We start from the raw sequence: 23,645 nt of genomic DNA, 5'->3' as shown, positions 1-23,645 counted from the left end.
CTGTTTACCTAACCACCCATCACGCTATACCGAGCAGGCTAATATATTCAAGTGATTTGACGTTAACAGCATTTTGTGTCATTCGCTCGTTCAGGGCAGTATTGAGAGCGCAGGGGAATGCAATGTGTAAGCCGATAATAGGCAACATAAAACGGGAAAAATGAGCGGCAGGCCGGAGAAAGGTTGGCAAACGGAAACCAAAGAGAAAAGAAAAAAATGATTGGGCGCAGACAATCAGTTAACACATGCGGATTGGGATCTCATCCCTGAGATCCCTCCTTTTCCAGATTACCGCAAGCCACGATACAGCGACTCCACTCGCCGGATTACCGCAACCACGTGGCAACCTTCTGCTTCCTTAAACCATGCACATCGCTTCAGCAAGCCACGTCAGGCCGGACGCCCAGCGTGTGGCAAATGGCGTAACTTAGCTCCGCGCGGTTCAACGTGTAGAAGTGGAAATCTTTAACGCCTTCTCGGCTCAAAATCTTCACCATATCCATCGCGATAGATGCCCCGACCATTTTGCGGGTTTCAGGATCGTTATCCAAACCGTCAAACATACTTGTCATCCAATTTGGCACGCGAACATTGGTCATGGTGGCAAACCGCTGCAATTGCCTGAAATTCGATACCGGCAGGATCCCCGGAACGATTTCCACATCAATGCCCGTGGCAACGCAGCGGTCGCGGAACCGTAGATAGCTTTCTACATCGAAAAAGAACTGCGTAATCGCCCGGTTTGCTCCTGCATCGATCTTATGTTTCAGGTTGATCAGATCGGCCTGCGCGCTTTTCGCCTCCGGATGCACTTCAGGATAAGCGGCAACCGAGATGTCGAAATCCCCCACCTCCTTCAGCAGGGCAACCAAATCCGCCGCGTACATATCCGGTTTGCCGCCTTCGGCTGGCAAGTCGCCTCGTAGCGCGACAATGTGGCGGATACCGCTCTGCCAGTAATCCTGGGCAATCTCACGCAGTTGTTCTCGTGACGCATCAATACAGGTCAGATGCGGCGCTGCGTCCAGACCGGTACGCTCTTTAATCGTCTTGATGATGCTGTGAGTACGGTCACGTTCGCCAGAATTTGCACCGTACGTGACAGAAACAAATTTGGGTTTCAGGCTGCTTAGTCGATCAATAGAGTTCCACAGGGTTTCTTCCATGTCGCTGGTACGTGGCGGGAAAAATTCGAATGACACATTAATTTGTCCCTGTAATTCCGCCAGACTTTGATTCAGCGCTTCCCGCTGGTTTGCGTGAAAAAAGCTCATACCTGCTACCCCATGACCGTGACTGTTTATCATTGTTCGACATACGTCTATACGTTTAGACGTCTATAAAGAAAATGACGTAATTGGTTTACAGAGTCAACGTTTTTCAGCCCGGCAGGTGGTGATGATTACTCAAGGTAAATGAAAAAATTTCACTCAGACCGCATCACACTATGATTAAACGAAAGGGAACACGCCGTCAGCCACAGGGGAAATCGTGAAAGTGCACGGTATGCCCGTCTTCCGACGTCAGGAAAATGGCGTATTGCGGCTCCTCCAGACTGACTTCAAACCCCGCTGCGAAGCGCAGGGCTGACTGATGATTGGTGCCACGTACCGTGCTAAACGAAATCCCTCGCCACGCACCGCTGGCAGGCCGATGCACATGTCCTGCCGAAATATGCCGCACGTTACCGTACCGCTGACACACCTGGAACAATGCCTCTGCCGCTTCGGAAACCAACCGCACGCCATCCAGCGCGGGAAGCCCTATCGGCATGGGTGGATGATGTAAAAACAGGAATACATTCTTACCCGAGGCCGCCTGAAGCTGCCGTTCAAGCCACGCCAATCGTGCCGAACATAGAGTTCCAGCGACATCACCGATCTGCAACGAATCCAGCAGAATTGCGCAATGATTCCCCACGGTCGTCACGCTTTGCACAAATCCGTTCTCATCCGCCAGCAGTGGAAATTGAGCCAAAAACATCGCTCGATCGTCGTGATTCCCCAGCGTCACGCGCCAGGGAATCTGTAGCCTGGCTAACGCTGACGCCAGAAACGCATAGGATGACGCACTGCCGTCATCGGACAGATCGCCGGAGATCACCACGAGATCGGCATCGCGTTGCCGTGCATTAATATCGGCAATCGCCGCCCTCAATTGTTGCCTGGGATCGCGTCCATGTAGATTACCGTCTTGCGCGGTCAAATGGAGATCGGAAAGTTGGATCAGTTTCATCACTATTCTCGGCTTCACTCTATTACATTATCGTGTGCTTATGCAGTCACGCCGACTGGCGGCGAATTAGCAAAGCGCTTACCTGCGCTCGACGCGCGGGAGCTTGTTCTTGCGACTGGCGAAGATCGAGTAACGTTAATGCCTGCGCCGCCATCGTGGCAGGATCCTGTCGAAACGTTGTCAAGGCATAAGCATCCCATCCTGCGGCCGGTATATCATCAAATCCGATGACCATAAGATCCTGCGGAACGGCAAGGCCACACTGCCTTGCGCGATCGATAACGCCAAATGCCACTAAATCATTTACGCAGAATACCGCATCCGGCCTGACGGCATCGGGACGAGAAAACAGCTGCTGGCCCACCGCCAGCCCATCGCCATAATCCGTATCAACACCACGAACCACGGCTACCGACAGCCCTAACACCCGCGCTTCCTCACAAAACGCCTGTTCACGCTCAATAATATTGGGCGTTGCCGAAGCCGCCCCAGCCAGCGCCAAACGTGTTCTACCCGATGAGGCGAACAACCGCGCGGCCATACGCGCCGCGCTGTCATTATCGATATGCACGCTGTCACACGCCGGTTCATGTCGGCCAATGACTATCAACGGCTGGCGATTGAGCTGTGCCAGTTCGACAAATGCTTTCGGCGGCGACCCCGACAGAACAATCGTCGCTTCCGCGCGATGACCGAACAAAATAACACGCGCGGCCACCATCGCTTCCCGGGCATGACCGGTATTGATAAGAACAGGGATCGAGCCGCGTTGAATTAACGCCTGCGACAACTCCGCCACCAAATTGGCGCGGAACCCGACCTCTGGGCGAGTGACCACTAACCCCACCAAACGGCTGTGATTCGCCAGAAGGCCGCGCGCTAAATCGTTAACCTGATACCCTAACGCCTGCGCTGCGGCCATCACTTTGGCATAAGTCGCCGCAGACACGCTGGCGCCGGGGGTAAAACTGCGGGACACCGCCGAGCGCGATACCCCAGCCCGACGCGCGACATCCTGCGCACTAACGTAACCGGGTTTGCCTCCTGTCATTTCCCTATCCTCGCCATCACATCCGCCTTCAAAAAGCGCTCCACGACCAGCATAAACAAGACCGAGGGAACCAACAGCACCAACGCAGTAATGGAAGCCATCTGATAGTTCCCTCCCGCCCCCGCGGTATAGAGCAGTAACGGCATCATTTGCACATCCGGCGCACCGACAAAATAGCTGCCGGTAAATTCATCCAGCGATTCGAGGAAAACGAAGATAGCCGATGCCATTAATCCCGGCATTGCCAACGGCAAGGTGATATCGATAAAGGCACGCCACGGCCCGGCTCCAATCGATCGCGCCGCCTGCTCCATTTCACGCCCCACCGCCGCAAACGCCGCCGAAGCAATCCAAACGGCAAACACCAGCCCGTGAACGGTATGCACCAGAACGACGCCCAACAGCGTGCCGTTTAGCCCCCACTGATAGAACAGCCGGGCGATATTCACGTACACCGTCAGGTTTGGGAAGGCTTGTGGAATCAGGAAAATAAGCAGTATTAACCCGCGGGCGGGCAAGGGTAGGCGCGCCAGCGCATATCCGGCAGGAATCGCCAGCAGAAGCGAGGCCAGTACGGTAAACACCGCCACTAATACGCTATTGCCTAGTGCTTCCCAAGCCACTCCGCGCGGTGAAAACACGCGCTGCCAAAAAGCGAACCCCCAATCATTAGGCAACAGATGAGGATAGAACCATTTTTCCGCCACTGACCACAGCAGGAGGTTAGCCAATGGACCAAAAATCAGGAAGATTAGCGTTCCCAGAATCAACATTCTCGGGATCCACCACAGGACGTTCTTCATGCCCTCTCCCTCATGTTCAGGCGAAGATAAATCACCGCAAACAAGCCCGTCATCAGCAGAGCAATCACACCCAATGCATTGGCCACGCCATAATCGCCATAGGCGTTAATACGGAAAGCAATATTGGCGGTAAGCATCGTCGGTGATTGGGCATTGATCATCATCGGCACGGATAGCACCGACATCATGGTGACGAATGAGAGAATCAGCCCGGTAAGCAGCGTTTGCCCCACCTGAGGCACCACAATTTCGCACAGGATACGCAGGCGTGATGCGCCTAAATTACGGGCAGATTCGATCATCGTGCGATCCAGCGACGCCATTGCGCCAGCAACCAATAGCGCCACAAATGGCGTCTGCTTCCAGACAAAGGCAAACACGATGCCACGCCAGTCCAGCCAATTACTGGCGCTAGCCATATCAACAATACCGAGCGCATCCAGTGCGCCGTTCAGCCAACCGTTCTTAGCCAGAAAGGTACGTAAAATTTGTCCGGTGACGATGAACGGGATAAACAATGGCCAGCGGTAAATCCAGCGCAGTAACGCTACCATACGCGGACTTTCCCCCAGGGTCAGGTAACCGCCAATCAAAACGGATAGCAAGCCGATCAATAGCGTGGCCAGGCTTACTATCAGTAAGGTAAACAGAATATCGGGCAGATACAGCGTTAATGCGGTGACAAAATTATCTATACCTACGCCTGTCTGACTAACAAACGCACCCCCAATCGACATCCCCAACGGGGTGATAAAACAGGCGGCGACCACGACTAGCGCAGGAAGCACCAGCGCGATCCCCACTAATCGGGAAGAAAATTGAGATACTTGCGGCATGAAGGTCTCCGCGCCCTGACTTTATGCTGTCAGAGCGCCTGTAGTACAAGTGTATGGGTTACTTCGCCATCGCCCGCTCATAGGCGTTTAAAATCGCGGTATGGTAAGGCGCAATAGGGAATGTCTTACCTTTACTCGCCAACTCATCAGGTGTCACATCCGTAAACAGACGTTGCCAAATCTCGGGTTTCAGCTCAGCCTGAACATACTTGGCATCAATCCCCGGATACCAGTTAAAGCGCTCAACGATCCCTTCCGCCTGAACTTTGGCGCTGGTAGCCAGTTCGACAAATTGTTTGGCCAGTTCACGATGCGGTGCCTGAGCCGGGATAACATAATGCATCGGCTGCCCCGGCATGCCCGGTGCCGGAAGCAGTAGTTTGAAGTTGTCCGGCAATTGTCCACGCGCTTGCCAGGAATAAAACATATCAACCCACACGGGGCCCATGGCGATCTCACCACGGCTAAGCATATCAAGCGTACCCGCGTTGCCCGGCGTCAATGTCACGTTCTTATTAAAATCCTTCAAGCGTTCAAACGCGGGTTGCCATTTCTTCGCCTCCGCCTCATCAAACGGGCCATTCATCAACTTCTGGGCATCGCCGCCGTAAGCATAAATCCACCCCATCACGAAGCTGACGCCCGATGCGCCACCTTTAATTCCGTTATAACCAAACATCTTCGGATGAGCAGCGGCCCACTGTTGAATTTCGTCATAGCTCTTCGGAGGATTTGGCACCATATCGGGGTTATAGGCCAGCGCGGTCTGGCTGCTAAACATCGGCATCACATAGCCTTTCACATCCGTCCCCATGGCCTTATCCGCCGCCGCCATGCTAACCAGCTTACCGCTGGCAATATCATCACGATATTTCAGCAAATCGCCCTTCTGCACCATTGGACCAACAAATTTTTCATGCACCACCGCGACATCGGTATCCCAGACTTTGGCCCCGGCGGCCTGCTGCGCATCAAAACGCTCAAGAATCTTTTGCGACCCGGCATCCCCCGGACCCGTCCCAATAGCTCGAACCTTGACGCCAGGATGCTGCTTCTCAAACAGCGGCCCCAGATATTCATTCACATAGTCGACCATGTTCTGGTCACCCGCCGTTAACACGGTGAGCTCCTGAGCCTGCACGGCAGCCAACGGCATACTCATCATTAACGTTGCAACAAAAATGCGTTTCATTTTATTTGTCTCCAATTCAGGATCGGGCCGTCAAGCCGGAAGCGGGGAATGACGTGTAAGGGTGTTCGGTACCGCTGCTGAAGACGTCGTCTTTTCTGTCAGCGGGAAAAGAAACAGCGCCTCGGCAGGGATCTGTACCGCAACCCGCTGCCCAATCGCATAGGGACGCGTCGCATGAACCTGTATCCGCCAGGCGCCGCTGGAAACCGAGTGCAACCAGTATCCACCGGGATAGCTTTGTGCCTGCACCGTGCCATAGCGCATTAACATGCCGGGCTGGGGAGGAGGCGCGTCCGCGGGATCGTAAAGTTGTGCGGCCTCCGCACGGAAGCGCGCTTCTATCGTGCCGGGCGATAGCGATGTCCCCACCGGCACGAGTGGATGGCTCTCCGCATCACCTGGGATCATCAACGTTCCCCCGTCATCGTGCGCGTCGAGCACCAACCGATTTTCCGCCCCCATAAATGCTGCGACAAACGCGCTGGCCGGATGGTGATACACCTCTTGCGGGCTACCCGCCTGCATGATGCGGCCCTGATTCAAAATCACGATGCGATCCGCCATCACCATCGCTTCTTCGCGATCGTGCGTCACGTGGATTGCGGTCAATCCCAACCGCTGTTGCAGCGCCCGGATCTCATCGCGCAGTTGCAGACGAATACGGGCGTCAAGATTGGAGAGCGGTTCGTCCAGCAGCAAAATATCGGGCCTCACCGCTAACGCCCGCCCCAGTGCGACGCGCTGACGCTGCCCGCCGGACAGTTCCGCAGGCTTGCGGGCACTCAAGCCTGTCAACCCAAGCATGGTTTCCAATTCAGCGACACGGCTGGCAATCTCCGCACGCGCCACGCGGCGCAAACGCAACCCGTAAGCAATATGTTGCGCCACTGTCATATGCGGCCACAGTGCGTAGCTCTGAAAGACCAACGCCATTCCACGTTTGTCCGGCGGCGCTTGCGTCATATCCTGCCCGTTAACGCGAATCGCTCCCCGTTGCGGCGACGAGAATCCAGCGATGGTTCGTAGTAGCGTCGTTTTGCCGCATCCCGACGAACCAAGCAACGCGACGAATTCACCCTGAGCAATCTCCAGATGGATATCGTTCAATACGGCTGTTGTGCCGTACCCAACATGGAGGTGATCGATAACAATATGCGGGGTTGCCGCAGAGGACGTATTTTTTTGCACTGCTGTGCATTCCGCGCTAATTAAACGATGCGCCGATTGTGCGTAGAGAACGTGTCAAGAACGTGTTATCGCTATGACATTTCAATGACACGGCTGGTGGGGAATATGGGGAAATACTCTTAACGCTCGCCTTATATAAGTGCGCGAAAGCTCTGCGGAGTTTGCCATTATCCGGCGTAAAATTATGCTGAAGAGATAGCAGGCTCAGGATGAGCCGCAGGGAAGCGGTCCGTTAAGCCGGATATCGAAGAAGGCACCGCGTCAGCGGCATAATTTGCGCCGGAAAGCCAAGGGGGTCACGAGGCGAGTGGCGTGTGAGCCGCCACGTGTCGGGCGTTTGCTACGAGGTAGCATGAAAATGGCGGGGTCGTGACGCACGAAACCGTCTCTTGGTCTGCATAAAAATACGACTAAGAGACGGCCACCAACGATGCCGCGATTACAGTAGGCGCTACAGTAGCTGCGCCAGACGGTTTAGGTCAGATTGAAGCGCGCCTGCTGTGACATCGCGCCCCGCTCCCGGCCCGCGAATCACCAGCGGATTATCCCGATACCAACGGCTCTCAATCGCAAACACATTATCACCCGGCAATAGCGAAGCCAAAGGGTGATCGGGACGGACGGCCTCAACGCCAACGCGCGCTTTACCGTTGCAATCAAAACGGGCAACATGGCGCAGAACCAAGCCCATTTCCCTTGCCGCTTCCAGGCGACTCAGCATCTGCTCATTCAACGAATCGCCGTTCTCGAAGAAGTCATCAACCGACCCCTGTTCACACCCCCGCGGCACCAGCGACTCAACTCTAACCTGACTGGGTTCAATATTATACCCCGCCTCACGCGCCAGAATGACCAGCTTGCGCATGACGTCCTGACCAGAAAGGTCAACGCGTGGATCTGGTTCGGTTAACCCCTGCTGGCAAGCCTGATCGACCAGTTCGGTAAATGGCACCGTGCCGTCAAATTGCAAGAACAGCCAGGAAAGCGTACCGGAGAAAATCCCGCTAATTGCCAAAATACTGTCGCCGCTTTCCCGCAAATCTCGTACCGCGAAATTGACGGGTAAACCCGCGCCTACGGTCGCGTTATATAACCAGTGGCGATCCGTTTTCGCGAACGCGTCTCGTATCTGGCGATAATTATTGCCACCTGACGCGCCTGCCAGTTTGTTGGCGCTAATGACGTGAAAACCATAGCTGGCGAAATCCAGATAGAGATCGGCCACCGACTCGCTAGCGGTGACATCCAGCACCACTAAATCATCAAAGGGATGCGCACGCATCCACAGGAACAGATCTTCGCCATTCCGCGTCTGTGCTTCACTCTCAAAGAAAGCCATCACACGGCTGGCATCCAGACCGTCATAATTCAACAGGCTGCGCGTACTGTCCACAACACCGGCTAGCACAAACTCGAAGCCGGTACGCGCGGACAGATTACTTTGCTCACGAGCAAACAGCTCCAACCAGCGCGAACCAATATTCCCTTTGCCGAACAGCACCAGACCGATACGCTTCTCTGCACGGAACAAGGAATGATGTAACCCTCGGATCAGATGTTCCGTCGGGCCGACACGTAGAACCGCGACCAGACTAATTCCCTCATCGGCCTGACTGACAAACTCAATCGGCTGATCTTTCAACTGCTGATAAAAACGGTGGCTATGCAGTGGATTTTTCCCCACGCCCGCTCCCACCATCGCGACCATCGCCAGCCCATTACGCCGGTTGATCTCCACGGGCAGCGCCGCCTGTGATAATAACTGCAACGCGCTATCAACTACTTCAGCGGTATAGCATAGTTGTAAGAGCCTACGATCTGGGTGAACTCCCACAGCCAGAGGTTTTAATTGTGCCCGATTCAGAAGTTGTTCGACGTCTCTTTGCAACTGTGCGAACGCGTGTGATGCGGATACCTGGACTTCAATCAGGCACACATCATCATGGCTAGTGATAATTTTTGCCCCCGTTCCCGAGGCTAGCACACGCTCGATGCGCGTCGACCCCTGTTCGGGGTGATAGCTGCAACGCAATTGCAGGTCGATACCGCTGCCGGAAACGGGTTGCAAGGTACGCGTATGCAGCACCGGTGCCGCCAGACGCGCCAGCTCGCTAGCTTCATCCAGTCGCAACAACGGTAGCAAGCAGGCGTCTTTTACTTTCCGCGGATCGGCGCTATAGACACCAGCGACATCACTCCAGATAGTGACACGTTCAACCCCCGCCAGCGCGCCAATTTGCGTTGCCGAGTAATCACTGCCATTGCGCCCCAGCAGGACTGTTTCACCTGCATCGTTTCGACAAATAAAACCGGTTACCACCAGGCGTTGCCCAACGTGTTGCGCTAAACACTGCTGCAACAGCGGCCGAGAACGACCTTCATCCACCTGAGGCTGTGCGGCGCGTTCCGCACAGAGGAAATCACGCGCATCCAGCCAAGCTGCATTCATGTCCCGATGATTTAGCACAGCAGACATCAAACGCGCTGACCAGATTTCACCGTGCCCAACAACTTCAGCGTACACGGCATCCGTCATCTTGCCATCCAGTAACCCGGCCAAACGCTCCAAATCATGGATAAACTGCGTAGTTAACGCTTCAGCCTCATGCGCAGGCAATAGCCCGGCAATCAATTCGCTGTGATAACGGCGTAATAGTTGCTGAACCTGATGCGCCGACAGCCGGTCGCTCTGACTCAGTTTTAGCCAGCTAATCAGTTGGTTGGTGGTACTGCCAGCCGCGGACACCACCATTAGATCACCGGGATGGCTATATTCCGCCATAATATCGGCTACACGCAGGTAACACTTCGCATCGGCCAAACTACTCCCGCCAAACTTATGCAGTTGTCGCCCGACAACCGAGGTCGTTATGCCTAATGCACTCATGCTTACCTCGCGGCCGCGGCGTGAAACGCACGATCCAGATCGGCAACCAGATCATCGCCATCTTCAATACCGGTGGAAATACGCAGCAATGTTTCAGAGATACCCGCCGCGGCACGCGCCTCCGGCGCCATACCCGCGTGCGTCATCGTGGCCGCATGAGAGATAAGGCTCTCGACTCCGCCCAGCGATTCCGCCAGCGTAAACAACTCTAGCGAAGCCAGAAAACGCCGCAGGGTGTTCTCATCCCCATCCAGCTCAAAACTTAGCATCGCACCAAAACCAGTTTGTTGACGGCAAGCGATATCATGACCGGGATTATTCGGCAACGAAGGATGATATAGCGCTTTTACCAATGGCTGCGTCTGCAAAAATTCAACCAGTTGTTGCGCATTGCGCTGCGCGGCAGCCATGCGTGGCGATAAGGTACGCAAACCGCGCAACAGCAAATAGCTATCAAACGCTGCGCCAGTAACGCCAATATTGTTCGCCCACCAGGCCAGTTCCGTGAGGGTATCGGCCTCTTTGGCGATAACCGCGCCCGCCACCACGTCAGAATGACCATTCAGGTACTTAGTACATGAATGCACCACCAGATCGGCCCCCAATTCCAGCGGTTTTTGCAGCGCGGGGCTCAGGAAGGTATTATCCACCACGCTAGTTGCGCCAGCTTCCCGTGCCGCCTGACAGATCGCGGCAATATCCACCACTCGCAGTAGAGGGTTACTCGGGCTTTCCACCAGCACCAGCTTCGGCTTTTCCGCCAGGGCCGCATTGAGCGCGGCGGTATCGCCTTGATCGACGAACTTAACGCGAAACGCGCCGCGCTTGCTCAGGCTGTCAAACAAACGATAGCTGCCACCATAGCAATCATGCGGAGCAACCAATAGATCGCCGGGACGCAAAAAAACGGTGCAAACCAGCATAATCGCCGACATTCCGCTGCTCGTCATTACCGCACCCGCGCCGCTTTCCAATTCCGCAAGCGCTCGCTGAACCACATCCCGCGTTGGGTTACCGCGCCGCGAATAGTCGTGAGCGCGTGGCTGGTTAAATCCGGTAAAATTATACGTGCTGGAAAGATGTATGGGAGGAACAACGCAGCCATACTGTTCATCGTCATTTAACCCACTGCGGACTGCGATCGTTGCTTGTTTACGCGTCATCGGCTCATTTCCTGGCTGGAGCTGAAAAGATAGGAGCTTAAGAGTAAACCCTGATTTAATAGCCGTCAATACATCTAGACATCTAAACCTCTTTGCGTATAGATTGAGCATAAGCATAATAACCGCTAGAATTGTCATATTTCATGACAGATGCTGTCTTCATTAGATTAATTTTAAGGTATCCCATGGCTGCTGAGTGGAACGGTGAGTACGTCAGCCCTTACGCTGAACACGGCAAAAAAAGCGAGCAGGTCAAAAAGATAACAGTATCTATTCCATTGAAAGTATTGAAAATACTGACAGATGAGCGTACGCGCCGCCAGGTGAATAACCTGCGCCATGCCACCAACAGCGAATTGTTGTGTGAGGCATTTCTGCACGCCTTTACGGGTCAGCCGCTACCGAATGACGAAGACTTGCGTAAAGAGCGCAACGATGAAATTCCTGAAGCCGCGAAAATCATCATGCGAGAAATGGGTATCGATCCTGATACGTGGGACTACTGATCGCATTTGCACTATCGCTTTTCTCGCAAACCCTGCTTTCCCCGGCGGGGTTTTGTTATGCAGAACATCACCGCCCGATACCTCACTCTTACTAACATCCCCCGCTCTCTTCTGCAGACCTTTTCCCCTTCCGTTCATGTTGTAAATCGGGATTGCATTTAATTTGTTATGATATAACATAACATTTTTTGACAGCCACCGGTGATATATACACATCATGACAGAGCGCCACTCTACCAGGCCCACGCTGCTACAGTTGCATCATGTTTCCGTTACCGACGCCAATAGGGCGACAAGATTAAGTGATATTTCTCTGTCTATGTGGGCAGGCGAACGTCTAGTGCTGGTTGGCCCCAATGGCAGCGGCAAATCCACGCTGCTACGCGTGTTAACCAGCGAACTCGGTACGACAACGGGGTGCATTCATCTGAACGGTAAGCCGCTGAATACCCTGAGCCGTCATGAACGAGCAAAACGGATAGCGATTCTGGCGCAGAACGATACGCCGGATCTGCGTCTGCGAGTCGCGGAGTATGTCGCTTTAGGACGGATCCCGCACCACGGAGTTAGCACACCTGAGAACGATCGCCAACTCATTGAAGAAGCACTGGACGATACCGGATTATTACCGCTGCGCCACCGCCTGCTGGGCACGCTCTCCGGTGGGGAGCGCCAACGCGCCGCGCTGGCGCGTGCTTTTGCACAAACGCCTCAACTTCTGCTACTGGATGAACCGACGAACCACCTCGATCCGTTGGCGCGAGCACAACTACTGTCTCTGGTACGGAAACGTGGCATTTCAACGCTGGCAGTGCTGCACGACCTGCCACTCATCCTCCCCTTCGCCGATCGCGTCGCCGTTTTACAACAGGGAGCCTTACTCCGCTGGGGAACGCCGGCATACGCGCTAAGCGCCGACTGCGTGAAATCCGTCTTTGGTATGGAGAGCTTTACCGTGCCGCACCCGATAAACGGTTCACCCATTCACATCTTTGAAGCCCCTGAACTGCACTAAGGAATCCCGATGAAAATAATGCTTCTGTCTGGACTGCTGGCATTGACGTCGTGCTGGGCACATGCCTCAGATTTTCCGGTCACAGTCGACAGTTGTGGGCAACCACTAACTTTCACCCAGCCACCGCAGCGCGCGGTTATTCATGACTTGAACATGACGGAAATGGCATTTGCGCTAGGACTGCAAAAAAGTATTGTCGGGCTGACCGGAATTACCGGCTGGTATAAGGCGCCCCCTGACTTTATCAAGCAACAAGGTACGATCCCTGAGCTGGCAGCAAAATACCCCACGCTTGAAAACCTGCTGGCTGCACACCCAGATTTCTTTTTTGCAGGGTGGAACTATGGCATGAAAGTCGGTGGTGAGGTCACGCCGCAAGCGCTGAAAAAATATGGCATTCAGACGCTGGTGCTCAGCGAAAGCTGCGTTTTCACTGAACCGCAGCAGCAGCGTCCACGAGCCAGCATGGATCTGCTCTACGGCGACATGCTGAAACTGGGGAAGATCTTCGGTAAGCAGGAGTTAGCTCAGCAACAGATTGACGGCTGGAAACAGCACATTGCCACCCTGCAAACCCGTATTGGCGATCGGCCAAAACAGACGGTTTTCCTGTATGACTCTGGCGACGATAAGCCTTTTACCAGCGGGAAATTTGCCATGCCAACTGCCATCATTGAGGCGGCGGGTGGCAAGAACGTGATGGACGATATGGCAACGAGCTGGGCCTCCACATCGTGGGAAAACGTGGCGGCGCGCGAGCCTGACTTTATTATCTTGCTGGATTACCAGACGGGCAACGGCGCAGATGCGTTAAGACGTTTTCTGGAATCACACCCGCTGATGAAATTTACCCCAGCCGTACAACAGCATCGCTATCTGAAGCTGCAATATGCGGAACTCACGCCGGGACCAGCGAATATCGCCGCCGTCGATAAATTGGCGCACGCACTCTACCCGGATGCCTTTCAGTGAGCCCAACATCTTCACGTTATGCCGCAACCTTTGTCGTTGCGCTGCTGGTATTGGCAGGGCTGATGCTGGTAAATATTGCGACGGGTAGCACGACTATCCCCCTTACACAGGTCGCCAGCGTATTAGGGTTATCATCGGCGGATGTCTCACCGATGACATCACGCATCATTCTGGAACTGCGCATTCCCCGTAGCCTTCTGGCGGCGCTGTGCGGCGCAGGGTTAGCAATGGTCGGCGCCTTTTTGCAAACGGCAACCCGTAACGATCTGGCAGACCCTTTTCTATTTGGTTTGTCTGCCGGCGCCTCGGCGGGGGCGGTCGCAGTCATCACCCGCTTTGGTGAGCAACTCGGTGACTGGGCACTGCCGATGGCGGCTTTCTGTGGTGGTATTTTATCGGCCGTCGCCGTGACTGTGCTATTCCTGCTGCAACAGGCGCGCGGTGCAGAACGCCTGATCATTTGCGGATTGGCGATCTCATTTCTGTTCGGCGCGCTGACGAACTATCTGGTGTTTTCCGGCGATCAGCGAGCCGCCAGCTCGATTCTTTTCTGGTCGCTGGGCGGTCTTGGCCTTGCCCGTTGGGACACGTTACCTTTTGCGGTATTCAGCGTTCTGCTGCTATTCGGTCTCACCGCCCTGCGCTGGCGCGCGCTTGATGCTCTGCTGGCTGGCGGCCAGACCGCGGCCTCACTGGGGGTTAACCTGTCTCGCGTGCGGGTGGAAATTTTTATCTGCTGTGCCTTCGCGACTTCACTCCTAGTCGCTCTGACTGGCGTAATCGGTTTTATCGGCCTGATGATCCCTCATCTAGCCCGACCGCTGAGCGGCGTGCTACACAAGAGGCTTCTACCAATGACAGCCGTATTGGGCGCGATACTGCTGTGCGGGGGTGATTGGCTTAGCCGTCAGCTATTGGCACCACAGGAATTGCCCATCGGGATTATTACGGCTGGGCTAGGCGGCATCTTCGTTCTGGGAATGCTGGTAAATCGTCAGCAGGGTTGACATCCTCCCCGCCCTGAAGGACGGGGTTTAACAGCGCACCTGATGAAAAAGCTGACACGCTAAAAACAACAAAGGCACCCGTCGGTGCCTTTGTCGAAAGTGACTGTGCCTATTGGCCAGTACGACTTATTTTTTGCTGCCTGGAACAGAGAAACGTTTGTTGAAGCGCTCAACACGACCGCCAGTATCAACAACACGCTGCTTGCCAGTATAGAAAGGGTGGCATGCGCTACAAACGTCCAGGTTCAGGTCATGGCCCACAGTTGAATGGGTTTTGATCACATTACCGCAAGAACAAGTCGCAGTAATTTCAACGTAATTCGGGTGAATACCTTTTTTCATGGGGAAACCTCTGTTAAGGCCGTGTCGCTATCCAGCCCTATTCCGCCAGACACCACACGATAGTTGAGTAAGTAAGTTCATTATGCGAACGAAATCATCATTTGCGCGAGCGAGACGATCATTTCTTCTAACGACACAATGGCGGCGGATCATACAGAATCTCCCCACCCGATGCAATCGCATCCACACATTCTCCCTTGCAGCATGTACACTAGCGCCTTGCATTATTTTCAATCGGCACGGCGCATGATACAGACCGATCGGTTATATCGTGGAACGCCGCGCGCATCTCGTCGACGCTCATGGAGAAGTTATGTCTGTCGCTCAGGTCGCTTTGCCCGTGCCACTGGCACGTACATTCGATTATTTGCTCCCTACGGGAGGAATGACTCCGCAGGTCGGTACGCGCGTTAGCGTCTCCTTTGGCAACCGCAAAGCTATCGGTATTATTACCGCGCTAAGCGACACCAGCCAACTATCATCAGAGCAATTAAAACCTGTACATGACGTGCTGGATGAACAGTCGCTGTTTCCCCCCAGCCTGTGGCGCATTCTATTGTGGGCCGTCGAGTACTATCACTATCCGATTGGTGAAGTGCTATTCCACGCGTTACCGGTACTATTGCGTCAGGGGAAACCCGCCCATCGCGCGCCGCTCTGGCAGTGGTTTGCCACCGAGCAAGGTCGGGCGACGCCGCTCAACGCGCTGAAACGTGCGGCAAAACAACAACAGGCGCTAGCAGCGCTACTCCAATCGCCGCTTTATCGCCATCAGGTGAGTGAAATGGGGCTGACGGAGGCTGCATTGCAGGCATTACGCAGTAAAGGGTTGTGCGAATTACAGGCCGCAGATCAAATAGCTCAGGATTGGCGCCAACACTTTAGCATGGCGACCGACCGCCTACGCCTGAACACAGAACAGGCCACGGCCGTCGGTGCAATCCGCAGTGAGGACAACCATTTTGCTGCCTGGTTACTGGCGGGAATCACCGGATCTGGTAAAACCGAAGTCTATCTCAGCGTATTGGAAAACATTCTGGCGCAGGGAAAACAGGCGCTGGTATTAGTGCCGGAAATTGGTCTGACGCCGCAAACCATCGCCCGCTTTCGTGAACGTTTTAATGCGCCTGTCGATGTATTGCACTCTGCACTCAACGACAACGAACGCCTCGCTGTCTGGCAGCGCGCCCGCAGCGGTGAAGCCGCCATCATCATTGGAACCCGTTCAGCATTGTTCACCCCTTTTGCCCGTTTGGGGCTGATTGTGATTGATGAAGAACACGACGGCTCCTACAAACAACAGGATGGCTGGCGCTACCATGCGCGAGATTTAGCCGTCTTTCGTGCCAGGGAAGAAGATATTCCCATCGTCATGGGCACAGCAACGCCAGCGTTGGAAACGCTGTATAACGTCCAAATCGGCAAGTATCGACGTCTAAATCTGACCAAACGGGCAGGCAATGCCGCGCTGGCTAAACAATACGTGATTGACCTGAAAGGACTCTCGCTGACGGCAGGATTATCTCAGCCACTGATTACCCGCATTCGCCACCATCTGGCCAATGATAACCAAGTGATATTGTTCCTCAATCGACGCGGGTTCGCCCCGGTGGTGATGTGTCACGAATGCGGTTGGATTGCCGAGTGTCAGCGCTGCGATCGCTATTATACTTACCACCAGCATCAGAACATGTTGCGCTGCCACCACTGCGATAGCCAACGTCCGATTCCACAACAGTGCCCGGGCTGCGGCTCAACAAATCTCGTGCCTATTGGGCTCGGCACCGAGCAGTTGGAACAAAGTCTCGCGCCGATCTTTCCCGACATTCCTATCACCCGTATCGACCGTGACACCACCAGCCGTAAAGGTGCGCTAGAGCAGCAACTCTCGCAGGTGAGGCAAGGAGGCGCGCGTCTTCTTATCGGCACCCAAATGTTGGCTAAGGGGCACCACTTCCCTGATGTGACGCTGGTAGCCTTGCTAGACGTGGACGGCTCGCTATTCTCCGCCGACTTTCGCGCAGCCGAACGCTTTGCCCAACTTTACACTCAGGTGGCTGGCCGTGCGGGCCGTGCGGGTAAGGCCGGTGAAGTGGCGTTGCAAACGCATCATCCCGATCACCCGTTATTACAAACGCTATTACAGCAGGGCTATGATGCCTTTGCCAGCCAGGCGCTGGCCGAACGAAAAAGCGTCTTTTTACCACCCTTTACCAACCATATTCTTTTCCGTGCCGACGATCACGATAACCAGCAGGCGGCCATGTTTCTCCAGCAATTGCGTAATTTACTGGAAGCGAGTCCACTACGGGATGAATCACTCTGGTTGCTAGGACCGGTACCGGCATTACAACCTAAACGCGCAGGCCGCTACCGCTGGCAGCTCCTGCTGCAACATCCCTCAAGATCGCGATTGCAGAAACTGATTAAAACATCATTGGCGCTGATCGGTACGCTGCCGCAGGCACGCAAAGTAAAATGGGTGCTGGATGTAGATCCCACGGACAGCTGACGCTTCCCAATAAGTTATATTTATTTCTTACCATGCGTTTTTGCGAGCGGCGTCGAGAACACGCCATTCATCACGGGTTCTGTGCAAATTAAGCAACAAAACCGTTATGCAATCTGTTATCACTATCGGCGCAGACAGTAGCGGAAACACATCGCCATCCATCCTGCATGCGGTGCTGATGTGTGTTATCCGTATTGGTGTTACTCGTATCATAGTGTGTCAGCGACCAGAATTTTTCCGCTGGCTATTAGCGCCGGAGAACCTCGGCGTCAGGAGAAAGCGTTGAAGCAGAAGAAAGGTGCCGCCACGGCGACGATGCAAGACGTGGCGGAGGAGGCGGGAGTGTCCACCGCTACCGTATCCAGAACGTTAATGAATCCGGAGAAGGTCTCTGCGGCGACCCGCAGAAAGGTTGAACAGGCCGTCATCGCCGTGGGTTATTCCCCCCACGCACTCAATAGAAGCCTCAAACGTAACGAGTCACGGACAATTTTGACGATTGTGCCGGATATCTGCGACCCTTATTTCTCCGAAGTTTTCCGTGGAATCGAGGAAACCGCCGCCGAATATGGCTACCTGGTATTGATTGGCGATTGCGCCCATCAACATCAGAAAGAAAAGACGTTCATCGATTTGATTATGACTAAGCAGATCGACGGTATGTTATTACTTGGCTCTAATCTACCGTTTAACGCAAGCCAGGAAGAGCCGCGTAATCTTCCCCCGATGGTCATGGCGAATGCGTTTTCACCAGATCTGGCACTACCAACCGTGCATATTGATAACCTAACCGCCGCCTTTGAAGCCGTACATTATCTGTATCAGGCTGGTCACCAGCGTATCGCCTGTATTGCTGGCCCCGAGCATATACCGTTGAGCCAATATCGCTTACAAGGGTATATTCAGGCTCTGCACCGTAACGGGCTCCTTATCGATAATCAGTACATCTTTAAGGGCGATTTCGCTTATGAAACCGGGATCAACGGCCTGATTGCGCTAATGCGGCACCCGCAGCCACCCAGCGCGATTTTCTGCCATAACGATCTCATCGCGGTAGGCGTACTGGCTCAGGCCAGAAAAATGGGATTAAACGTCCCACGCGATCTTTCCGTTATCGGTTTCGACGATATTGAACAGGCGCAGTACTGCTGCCCCCCCTTAACTTCCGTTGCCCAGCCACGTTATCAGATCGGTCGTGAAGCAATGCTGCTACTCTTAGAACAGTTGCAGGGTAACACGGTGCAAAGTGGATCTCGTCTGTTGTCCAGTGAGCTGGTGATACGTGATAGCGTCGCCGCCCCGATTTATGCCCTTAATCGGCTTTAGGACTTCAGGCGCTGGTCAAATATTTTAGGGTTAAGTAACATGACCCCCTAATTACGTTATTTACCTATTCATTCACAGCGAAACGACAGTGGCACAAAAAGATTATGTGAGCCGGGGACGTTCATCAGGAACACGTCGGAAAACAACGAGCCGAAAAAAAAGCCAGGCTTCAGGTGCATCTAAAACAATGATCGCACTCGCTGTGGCTATTTTAGTCACCTTCGCGGGCGGGTTGTATTTTATCGCCCATAATAAGCCAGAAGAGACGCCTGTTCTGCCGCACCACAATGCAGGCAAAGGCAATGGGCTGCCGCCGAAACCGGAGGAGCGCTGGCGCTACATTAAAGAGCTGGAAAACCGCCAGTTGGGCGTTACGACGCCAACGGAACCTTCCGCCGGCGGAGAAGTTAGGTCACCTGTACAGTTGACGGACGAGCAACGCCAGCTACTGGAACAAATACAATCTGACATGCGTCAGCAGCCAACACAGCTCTCAGAGGTGCCATATAACGGACAGGTACAGGTTCCACGTTCTCAGGTGACGATAAAACCGCCGGCTCAAGCAGTACAGCCGCCGCCTACAGTAACCACACAGCCCGCAGCGCGTGCGCCAGTCATACCCAAACCAGAGACGCCGAGGCCACAACCTCAGCCGGCTAAGCAGCCTCAGACGGCAAAAGCTGAAAAAAATCAGCGCTGGGCGATTCAGTGCGGCTCCTTTAAAACCATCAATCCTGCCGAGTCGGTAAGGGCACAACTGGCGTTCGCCGGTATCGAAAGCCGTATCACCTCTAACGGCGGCTGGAATCGGATTATGCTGGGGCCATATAGTTCGCGGGCAGCCGTAGATAACATGATCCAGCGACTTAAAGGCGCAGGGGTATCAAACTGTATTCCTCTTGCCAACGGGGGTTGAAAACCCCCATACCTTCCCCCACCTATAACACCATGCGCCCCGAAGATTACGGGGATCTTTTTCTTCAAACGGGGACTGACTCGTGACAACAATTGTAAGTGTACGCCGCAACGGACTCGTGGTCATTGGCGGTGACGGACAAGCGACTTTGGGTAATACCGTAATGAAAGGTAACGTGCGTAAAGTGCGTCGCCTCTACCACGATCGCGTTATCGCTGGCTTCGCTGGCGGGACGGCGGACGCCTTCACCCTGTTTGAGCTTTTTGAGCGCAAGCTGGAACTGCATCAGGGACATTTGGTTAAAGCCGCTGTCGAATTAGCGAAAGACTGGCGTACCGATCGTATGCTACGCAAACTGGAAGCGCTGCTAGCCGTCGCAGATGAAAATGCATCCCTCATCATTACCGGTAATGGCGATGTTGTTCAGCCAGAAAACGATCTGATCGCCATTGGATCCGGTGGCCCTTATGCGCAGGCCGCTGCTCGTGCCCTCTTGGAAAACACCGAGCTGGGGGCGCGCGACATCGTCGAAAAATCTTTGGGGATTGCTGGCGACATCTGTATCTACACCAACCAATTCCATACGATAGAAGAATTAGCCTCCAAGGCGTAAGGATCAACTATGTCTGAAATGACCCCGCGCGAGATAGTCAGCGAACTCGACAGCTATATCATCGGCCAGCACAAAGCGAAACGCGCCGTTTCCATTGCGCTACGTAACCGCTGGCGCCGCATGCAGTTGGATGAGGCGCTCCGCCATGAAGTGACGCCCAAAAACATTCTCATGATCGGCCCGACCGGCGTAGGTAAAACGGAGATCGCCCGTCGTTTGGCGAAACTCGCTAACGCACCGTTCATTAAGGTTGAAGCGACGAAATTCACCGAAGTCGGCTATGTAGGTAAGGAAGTCGATTCCATCATCCGCGATCTAACCGATTCCGCGATAAAAATGGTGCGTCTTCAATCCATTGAAAAAAACCGCTTTCGCGCGGAAGAGATGGCCGAAGAACGCATTTTGGATGTGCTGATTCCTCCGGCGAAAAATAACTGGGGACAGGCAGAGGCCACGCAGGAACCCTCCGCGGCGCGTCAGGCCTTCCGCAAGAAACTGCGTGAAGGTCAATTAGACGATAAAGAAATCGAGATCGATCTGGCCGTGGCGCCGATAGGCGTAGAGATCATGGCTCCGCCGGGTATGGAAGAGATGACTAATCAGTTACAGTCTATGTTTCAGAATCTGGCGGGACAGAAGCAAAAAACGCGTAAAATTAAAATCAAAGACGCCTTCAAACTGTTGATAGAAGAAGAAGCCGCCAAACTGGTAAATCCAGAAGAGCTGAAACAGCAAGCGATTGAAGCCGTTGAGCAGCACGGTATCGTGTTCATTGATGAGATCGATAAAATCTGTAAGCGCGGTGAAAGCAGCGGGCCGGACGTTTCTCGTGAAGGTGTTCAGCGCGATCTATTGCCGCTGGTCGAAGGCTGCACCGTGTCAACCAAGCATGGCATGGTCAAAACCGATCATATTCTGTTTATCGCCTCTGGCGCGTTCCAGGTTGCCAGTCCCTCCGATTTGATCCCAGAGTTACAAGGGCGTCTACCGATTCGCGTGGAATTACAGGCACTGACGACAGAAGATTTCGAGCGCATTCTGACAGAACCGAGTGCTTCGCTGACCGAGCAGTATAAAGCGCTGATGGCGACAGAAGGCGTAACGATTTCATTCACGCCCGATGGCATTCGCCGCATTGCCGAAGCCGCCTGGCAGGTGAATGAACGCACTGAAAATATTGGCGCACGCCGTCTGCATACCGTGATGGAACGCCTGATCGAAGATGTTTCTTACGATGCCAGCGAAATGACGGGTCAAAGTGTTACCATTGACGCAGATTATGTACATAATCATCTGGATGAACTCGTAGCAGATGAAGATCTAAGTCGATTTATCTTATAATCCGTTTCCGCGGATCGCACGATTAACGATAAAGTGGGAGGCGTTGGCCTCCCGTTATTGTTTATAGGCCCGCTGTCACCGACTTTTGTTTATAAACCGATGATTTGCGTTATTAAATCATCAATAAAATTGAAGCGCACCATGACCTCATCGATCCACACGAGCAAAGCCAGAGCCTGGCTAGATAGTCTGCGGCCCAAAACGCTGCCCCTGGCTTTTGCGTCTATCGTCACAGGCTCGGCCATCGCGAGCTGGCATAGCAGTTTTAAACCGGGCGTAGCATTACTGGCGTTGTTAACCGCCGGGCTGTTACAAATCCTTTCCAATCTGGCGAACGACTATGGCGATGCGGTTAAAGGCAGTGATACCAAAGAACGTATTGGGCCATTGCGAGGTATTCAAACGGGTGCGATCACATTAGCGCAGTTGCGTAATGCGCTGATTGTGACAGTGATCCTCACGATTGTTTCCGGCGTCAGCTTAGTGATTCTGGCATGTGAAAAACCGGCGGATATCATCGGCTTCCTGATACTGGGGCTGTTAGCGATTTTCGCGGCCATCACCTATACCGTGGGTAACAAGCCGTATGGTTACATCGGACTCGGCGATATCTCGGTGCTCATCTTCTTTGGTTGGCTCAGCGTCGCGGGCTCTTATTACCTGCAAACCGGTCACTTTGACAGCATCGTATGCTTACCGGCAACGGCCTGCGGCCTGTTAGCCACTGCGGTATTAAATATCAATAACTTGCGCGATATCGACAACGATCGCATCAGTGGGAAAAACACGCTGGCGGTGCGTCTCGGCGCACAAAAAGCGCGCTTTTACCACACCATACTGTTGCTACTGGCACCCATTTGCCTCGGCCTGTTTGCGGCGTTTTATTTGCACAGTCTGGCTGGCTGGCTGTTTATTCTGACGCTCCCATTACTCATCAGGCAGGCGCGCTATGTATTACGTGAAACCAGCGCATTCAGTATGCGTCCGATGCTGGAGAAAACGGTAAAGGGTGCATTGCTGACCAATATTCTGTTCGCCGTAGGGGTAATCCTGAGCTAATCAGAGAATAAGCACGATGGGTATTTACTGATACGTATCAAGTTAACATTTGTTGATTTTGCCAACAGCCGCCAGAAAGGGATATACTCGTAACCCCGGTGGCAAACAGACGTTAATCCTATGAAATACGATACTTCCGAACTGTGCGATATCTACCATGAAGAGGTGAATGTTGTTGAACCGCTGTTCTCCAATTTTGGCGGGCGTACTTCATTTGGTGGCAAAATCACCACGGTGAAATGTTTTGAGGATAATGGCCTGCTTTTCGATCTCCTTGAAGAGAACGGCTTAGGGCGCGTACTTCTGGTCGATGGCGGCGGTTCGGTACGTCGCGCGTTGGTTGATGCGGAAATCGCCCGACTGGCGACGCAAAATGAATGGGAAGGCATCGTCGTTTATGGTGCCGTGCGTCAGGTTGACGATCTGGCAGAGCTGGATATTGGCATTCAGGCAATGGCGGCCATTCCCGTCGGGGCGGTTAGCGAGGGCATCGGCGAGAGCGACATTCGTGTCAACTTTGGCGGCGTCACCTTTTTCTCCGGCGATCACCTGTATGCCGATAACACCGGTATTATCTTGTCGGAAGACCCACTGGATATCGAGTGATCTCATCATCGGCGACATGGCTGATGCTTGTGACTCGATACATAAAAAACCGCTGATATTACAGCGGTTTTTTAC

Annotated in this window: 22 protein-coding genes; 12 read left to right on the top strand and 10 right to left on the bottom strand. The window is 53.8% G+C overall.

Features of this window, described 5'->3' with window-relative positions; genetic code table 11:
• Positions 1-377: 377 nt before the first annotated feature.
• The 9 genes from metF to metB form a co-directional block, all read right to left on the bottom strand.
• Positions 378-1,274 (bottom strand): methylenetetrahydrofolate reductase, encoded by an 897-nt coding sequence (gene metF / locus RFN81_RS00650; RefSeq protein ID WP_264497348.1) that lies wholly within the window; start codon positions 1,272-1,274, stop codon positions 378-380.
• Between the two features lie 199 nt (positions 1,275-1,473).
• A complete protein-coding gene (locus RFN81_RS00645) occupies positions 1,474-2,235 on the bottom strand; it encodes a phosphodiesterase (protein WP_264497347.1) in 762 nt (253 codons plus the stop codon).
• 46 nt (positions 2,236-2,281) lie between these two features.
• Positions 2,282-3,286, bottom strand: a complete 1,005-nt coding sequence (locus RFN81_RS00640) for a LacI family DNA-binding transcriptional regulator (RefSeq protein ID WP_264497346.1) — start codon at positions 3,284-3,286, stop codon at positions 2,282-2,284.
• Positions 3,283-4,089, bottom strand: a complete 807-nt coding sequence (locus RFN81_RS00635; protein ID WP_264497345.1) for an ABC transporter permease — start codon at positions 4,087-4,089, stop codon at positions 3,283-3,285. The genes RFN81_RS00640 and RFN81_RS00635 overlap by 4 nt, the downstream gene beginning before the upstream one ends.
• On the bottom strand, positions 4,086-4,925 hold the full coding sequence (locus tag RFN81_RS00630) for an ABC transporter permease (protein WP_264497344.1): 840 nt from the start codon (positions 4,923-4,925) through the stop codon (positions 4,086-4,088). The genes RFN81_RS00635 and RFN81_RS00630 overlap by 4 nt, the downstream gene beginning before the upstream one ends.
• A gap of 58 nt (positions 4,926-4,983) precedes the next feature.
• Positions 4,984-6,117: an extracellular solute-binding protein gene (locus RFN81_RS00625; protein ID WP_378928866.1), complete on the bottom strand. Its 1,134-nt coding sequence runs from the start codon at positions 6,115-6,117 to the stop codon at positions 4,984-4,986.
• A 30-nt stretch (positions 6,118-6,147) separates the two neighbouring features.
• The gene (locus RFN81_RS00620; RefSeq protein WP_264497343.1) at positions 6,148-7,305 is read right to left on the bottom strand and encodes an ABC transporter ATP-binding protein; all 1,158 of its coding nucleotides are present in this window, start codon (positions 7,303-7,305) and stop codon (positions 6,148-6,150) included.
• Positions 7,306-7,756: 451 nt separating this feature from the next.
• On the bottom strand, positions 7,757-10,192 hold the full coding sequence (locus RFN81_RS00615; RefSeq protein ID WP_264497342.1) for a bifunctional aspartate kinase/homoserine dehydrogenase II: 2,436 nt from the start codon (positions 10,190-10,192) through the stop codon (positions 7,757-7,759).
• 2 nt (positions 10,193-10,194) lie between these two features.
• Positions 10,195-11,355 carry a cystathionine gamma-synthase gene (gene metB / locus RFN81_RS00610; RefSeq protein WP_264497341.1) on the bottom strand — a complete coding sequence of 387 codons (1,161 nt, stop codon included), beginning with the start codon at positions 11,353-11,355 and terminating at the stop codon, positions 10,195-10,197.
• Positions 11,356-11,540: 185 nt separating this feature from the next.
• Between metB and metJ the strand changes: the two genes are divergently transcribed.
• From metJ to RFN81_RS00590, 4 genes are all read left to right on the top strand, one after another.
• Positions 11,541-11,861, top strand: coding sequence for a met regulon transcriptional regulator MetJ (gene metJ / locus RFN81_RS00605; RefSeq protein WP_264497340.1), 321 nt, complete (start codon positions 11,541-11,543; stop codon positions 11,859-11,861).
• 217 nt (positions 11,862-12,078) lie between these two features.
• The gene (locus RFN81_RS00600; RefSeq protein WP_264497339.1) at positions 12,079-12,876 is read left to right on the top strand and encodes an ABC transporter ATP-binding protein; all 798 of its coding nucleotides are present in this window, start codon (positions 12,079-12,081) and stop codon (positions 12,874-12,876) included.
• 9 nt (positions 12,877-12,885) lie between these two features.
• Positions 12,886-13,848 (top strand): ABC transporter substrate-binding protein, encoded by a 963-nt coding sequence (locus RFN81_RS00595; protein ID WP_264497338.1) that lies wholly within the window; start codon positions 12,886-12,888, stop codon positions 13,846-13,848.
• Positions 13,845-14,855: a FecCD family ABC transporter permease gene (locus RFN81_RS00590; protein WP_264497337.1), complete on the top strand. Its 1,011-nt coding sequence runs from the start codon at positions 13,845-13,847 to the stop codon at positions 14,853-14,855. The genes RFN81_RS00595 and RFN81_RS00590 overlap by 4 nt, the downstream gene beginning before the upstream one ends.
• 126 nt (positions 14,856-14,981) lie before the next feature.
• Here the strand turns inward: RFN81_RS00590 and rpmE are convergent, their stop codons facing one another.
• Positions 14,982-15,197, bottom strand: coding sequence for a 50S ribosomal protein L31 (gene rpmE / locus RFN81_RS00585; protein ID WP_264497336.1), 216 nt, complete (start codon positions 15,195-15,197; stop codon positions 14,982-14,984).
• A 313-nt stretch (positions 15,198-15,510) separates the two neighbouring features.
• Between rpmE and priA the strand changes: the two genes are divergently transcribed.
• The 8 genes from priA to rraA all read left to right on the top strand — a co-directional run bounded on the left by priA (position 15,511) and on the right by rraA (position 23,570).
• Positions 15,511-17,709 (top strand): primosomal protein N', encoded by a 2,199-nt coding sequence (gene priA / locus RFN81_RS00580; RefSeq protein ID WP_264497335.1) that lies wholly within the window; start codon positions 15,511-15,513, stop codon positions 17,707-17,709.
• 106 nt (positions 17,710-17,815) lie between these two features.
• Entirely contained in the window at positions 17,816-17,995 is a 180-nt protein-coding gene (locus RFN81_RS00575; protein WP_264497334.1) for a hypothetical protein, read from the top strand.
• Positions 17,996-18,024: 29 nt separating this feature from the next.
• The gene (gene cytR / locus RFN81_RS00570; RefSeq protein WP_334516395.1) at positions 18,025-19,035 is read left to right on the top strand and encodes a DNA-binding transcriptional regulator CytR; all 1,011 of its coding nucleotides are present in this window, start codon (positions 18,025-18,027) and stop codon (positions 19,033-19,035) included.
• 88 nt (positions 19,036-19,123) lie between these two features.
• A complete protein-coding gene (gene ftsN / locus RFN81_RS00565) occupies positions 19,124-19,951 on the top strand; it encodes a cell division protein FtsN (protein WP_264497332.1) in 828 nt (275 codons plus the stop codon).
• An 82-nt stretch (positions 19,952-20,033) separates the two neighbouring features.
• Positions 20,034-20,564 (top strand): ATP-dependent protease subunit HslV, encoded by a 531-nt coding sequence (hslV, locus tag RFN81_RS00560; protein WP_264497331.1) that lies wholly within the window; start codon positions 20,034-20,036, stop codon positions 20,562-20,564.
• Positions 20,565-20,573: 9 nt separating this feature from the next.
• Positions 20,574-21,905 carry an HslU--HslV peptidase ATPase subunit gene (gene hslU, locus RFN81_RS00555; RefSeq protein ID WP_264497330.1) on the top strand — a complete coding sequence of 444 codons (1,332 nt, stop codon included), beginning with the start codon at positions 20,574-20,576 and terminating at the stop codon, positions 21,903-21,905.
• 141 nt (positions 21,906-22,046) lie between these two features.
• Entirely contained in the window at positions 22,047-22,964 is a 918-nt protein-coding gene (locus RFN81_RS00550) for a 1,4-dihydroxy-2-naphthoate polyprenyltransferase (RefSeq protein WP_264497329.1), read from the top strand.
• Positions 22,965-23,084: 120 nt separating this feature from the next.
• Positions 23,085-23,570: a ribonuclease E activity regulator RraA gene (gene rraA / locus RFN81_RS00545; RefSeq protein ID WP_264497328.1), complete on the top strand. Its 486-nt coding sequence runs from the start codon at positions 23,085-23,087 to the stop codon at positions 23,568-23,570.
• The last annotated feature ends 75 nt before the right edge of the window (positions 23,571-23,645 follow it).

It is taken from the genome of Pectobacterium cacticida, assembly GCF_036885195.1.
Lineage (GTDB): Bacteria > Pseudomonadota > Gammaproteobacteria > Enterobacterales > Enterobacteriaceae > Pectobacterium > Pectobacterium cacticida.
This window is presented reverse-complemented; position numbering and strand designations above follow the sequence as displayed.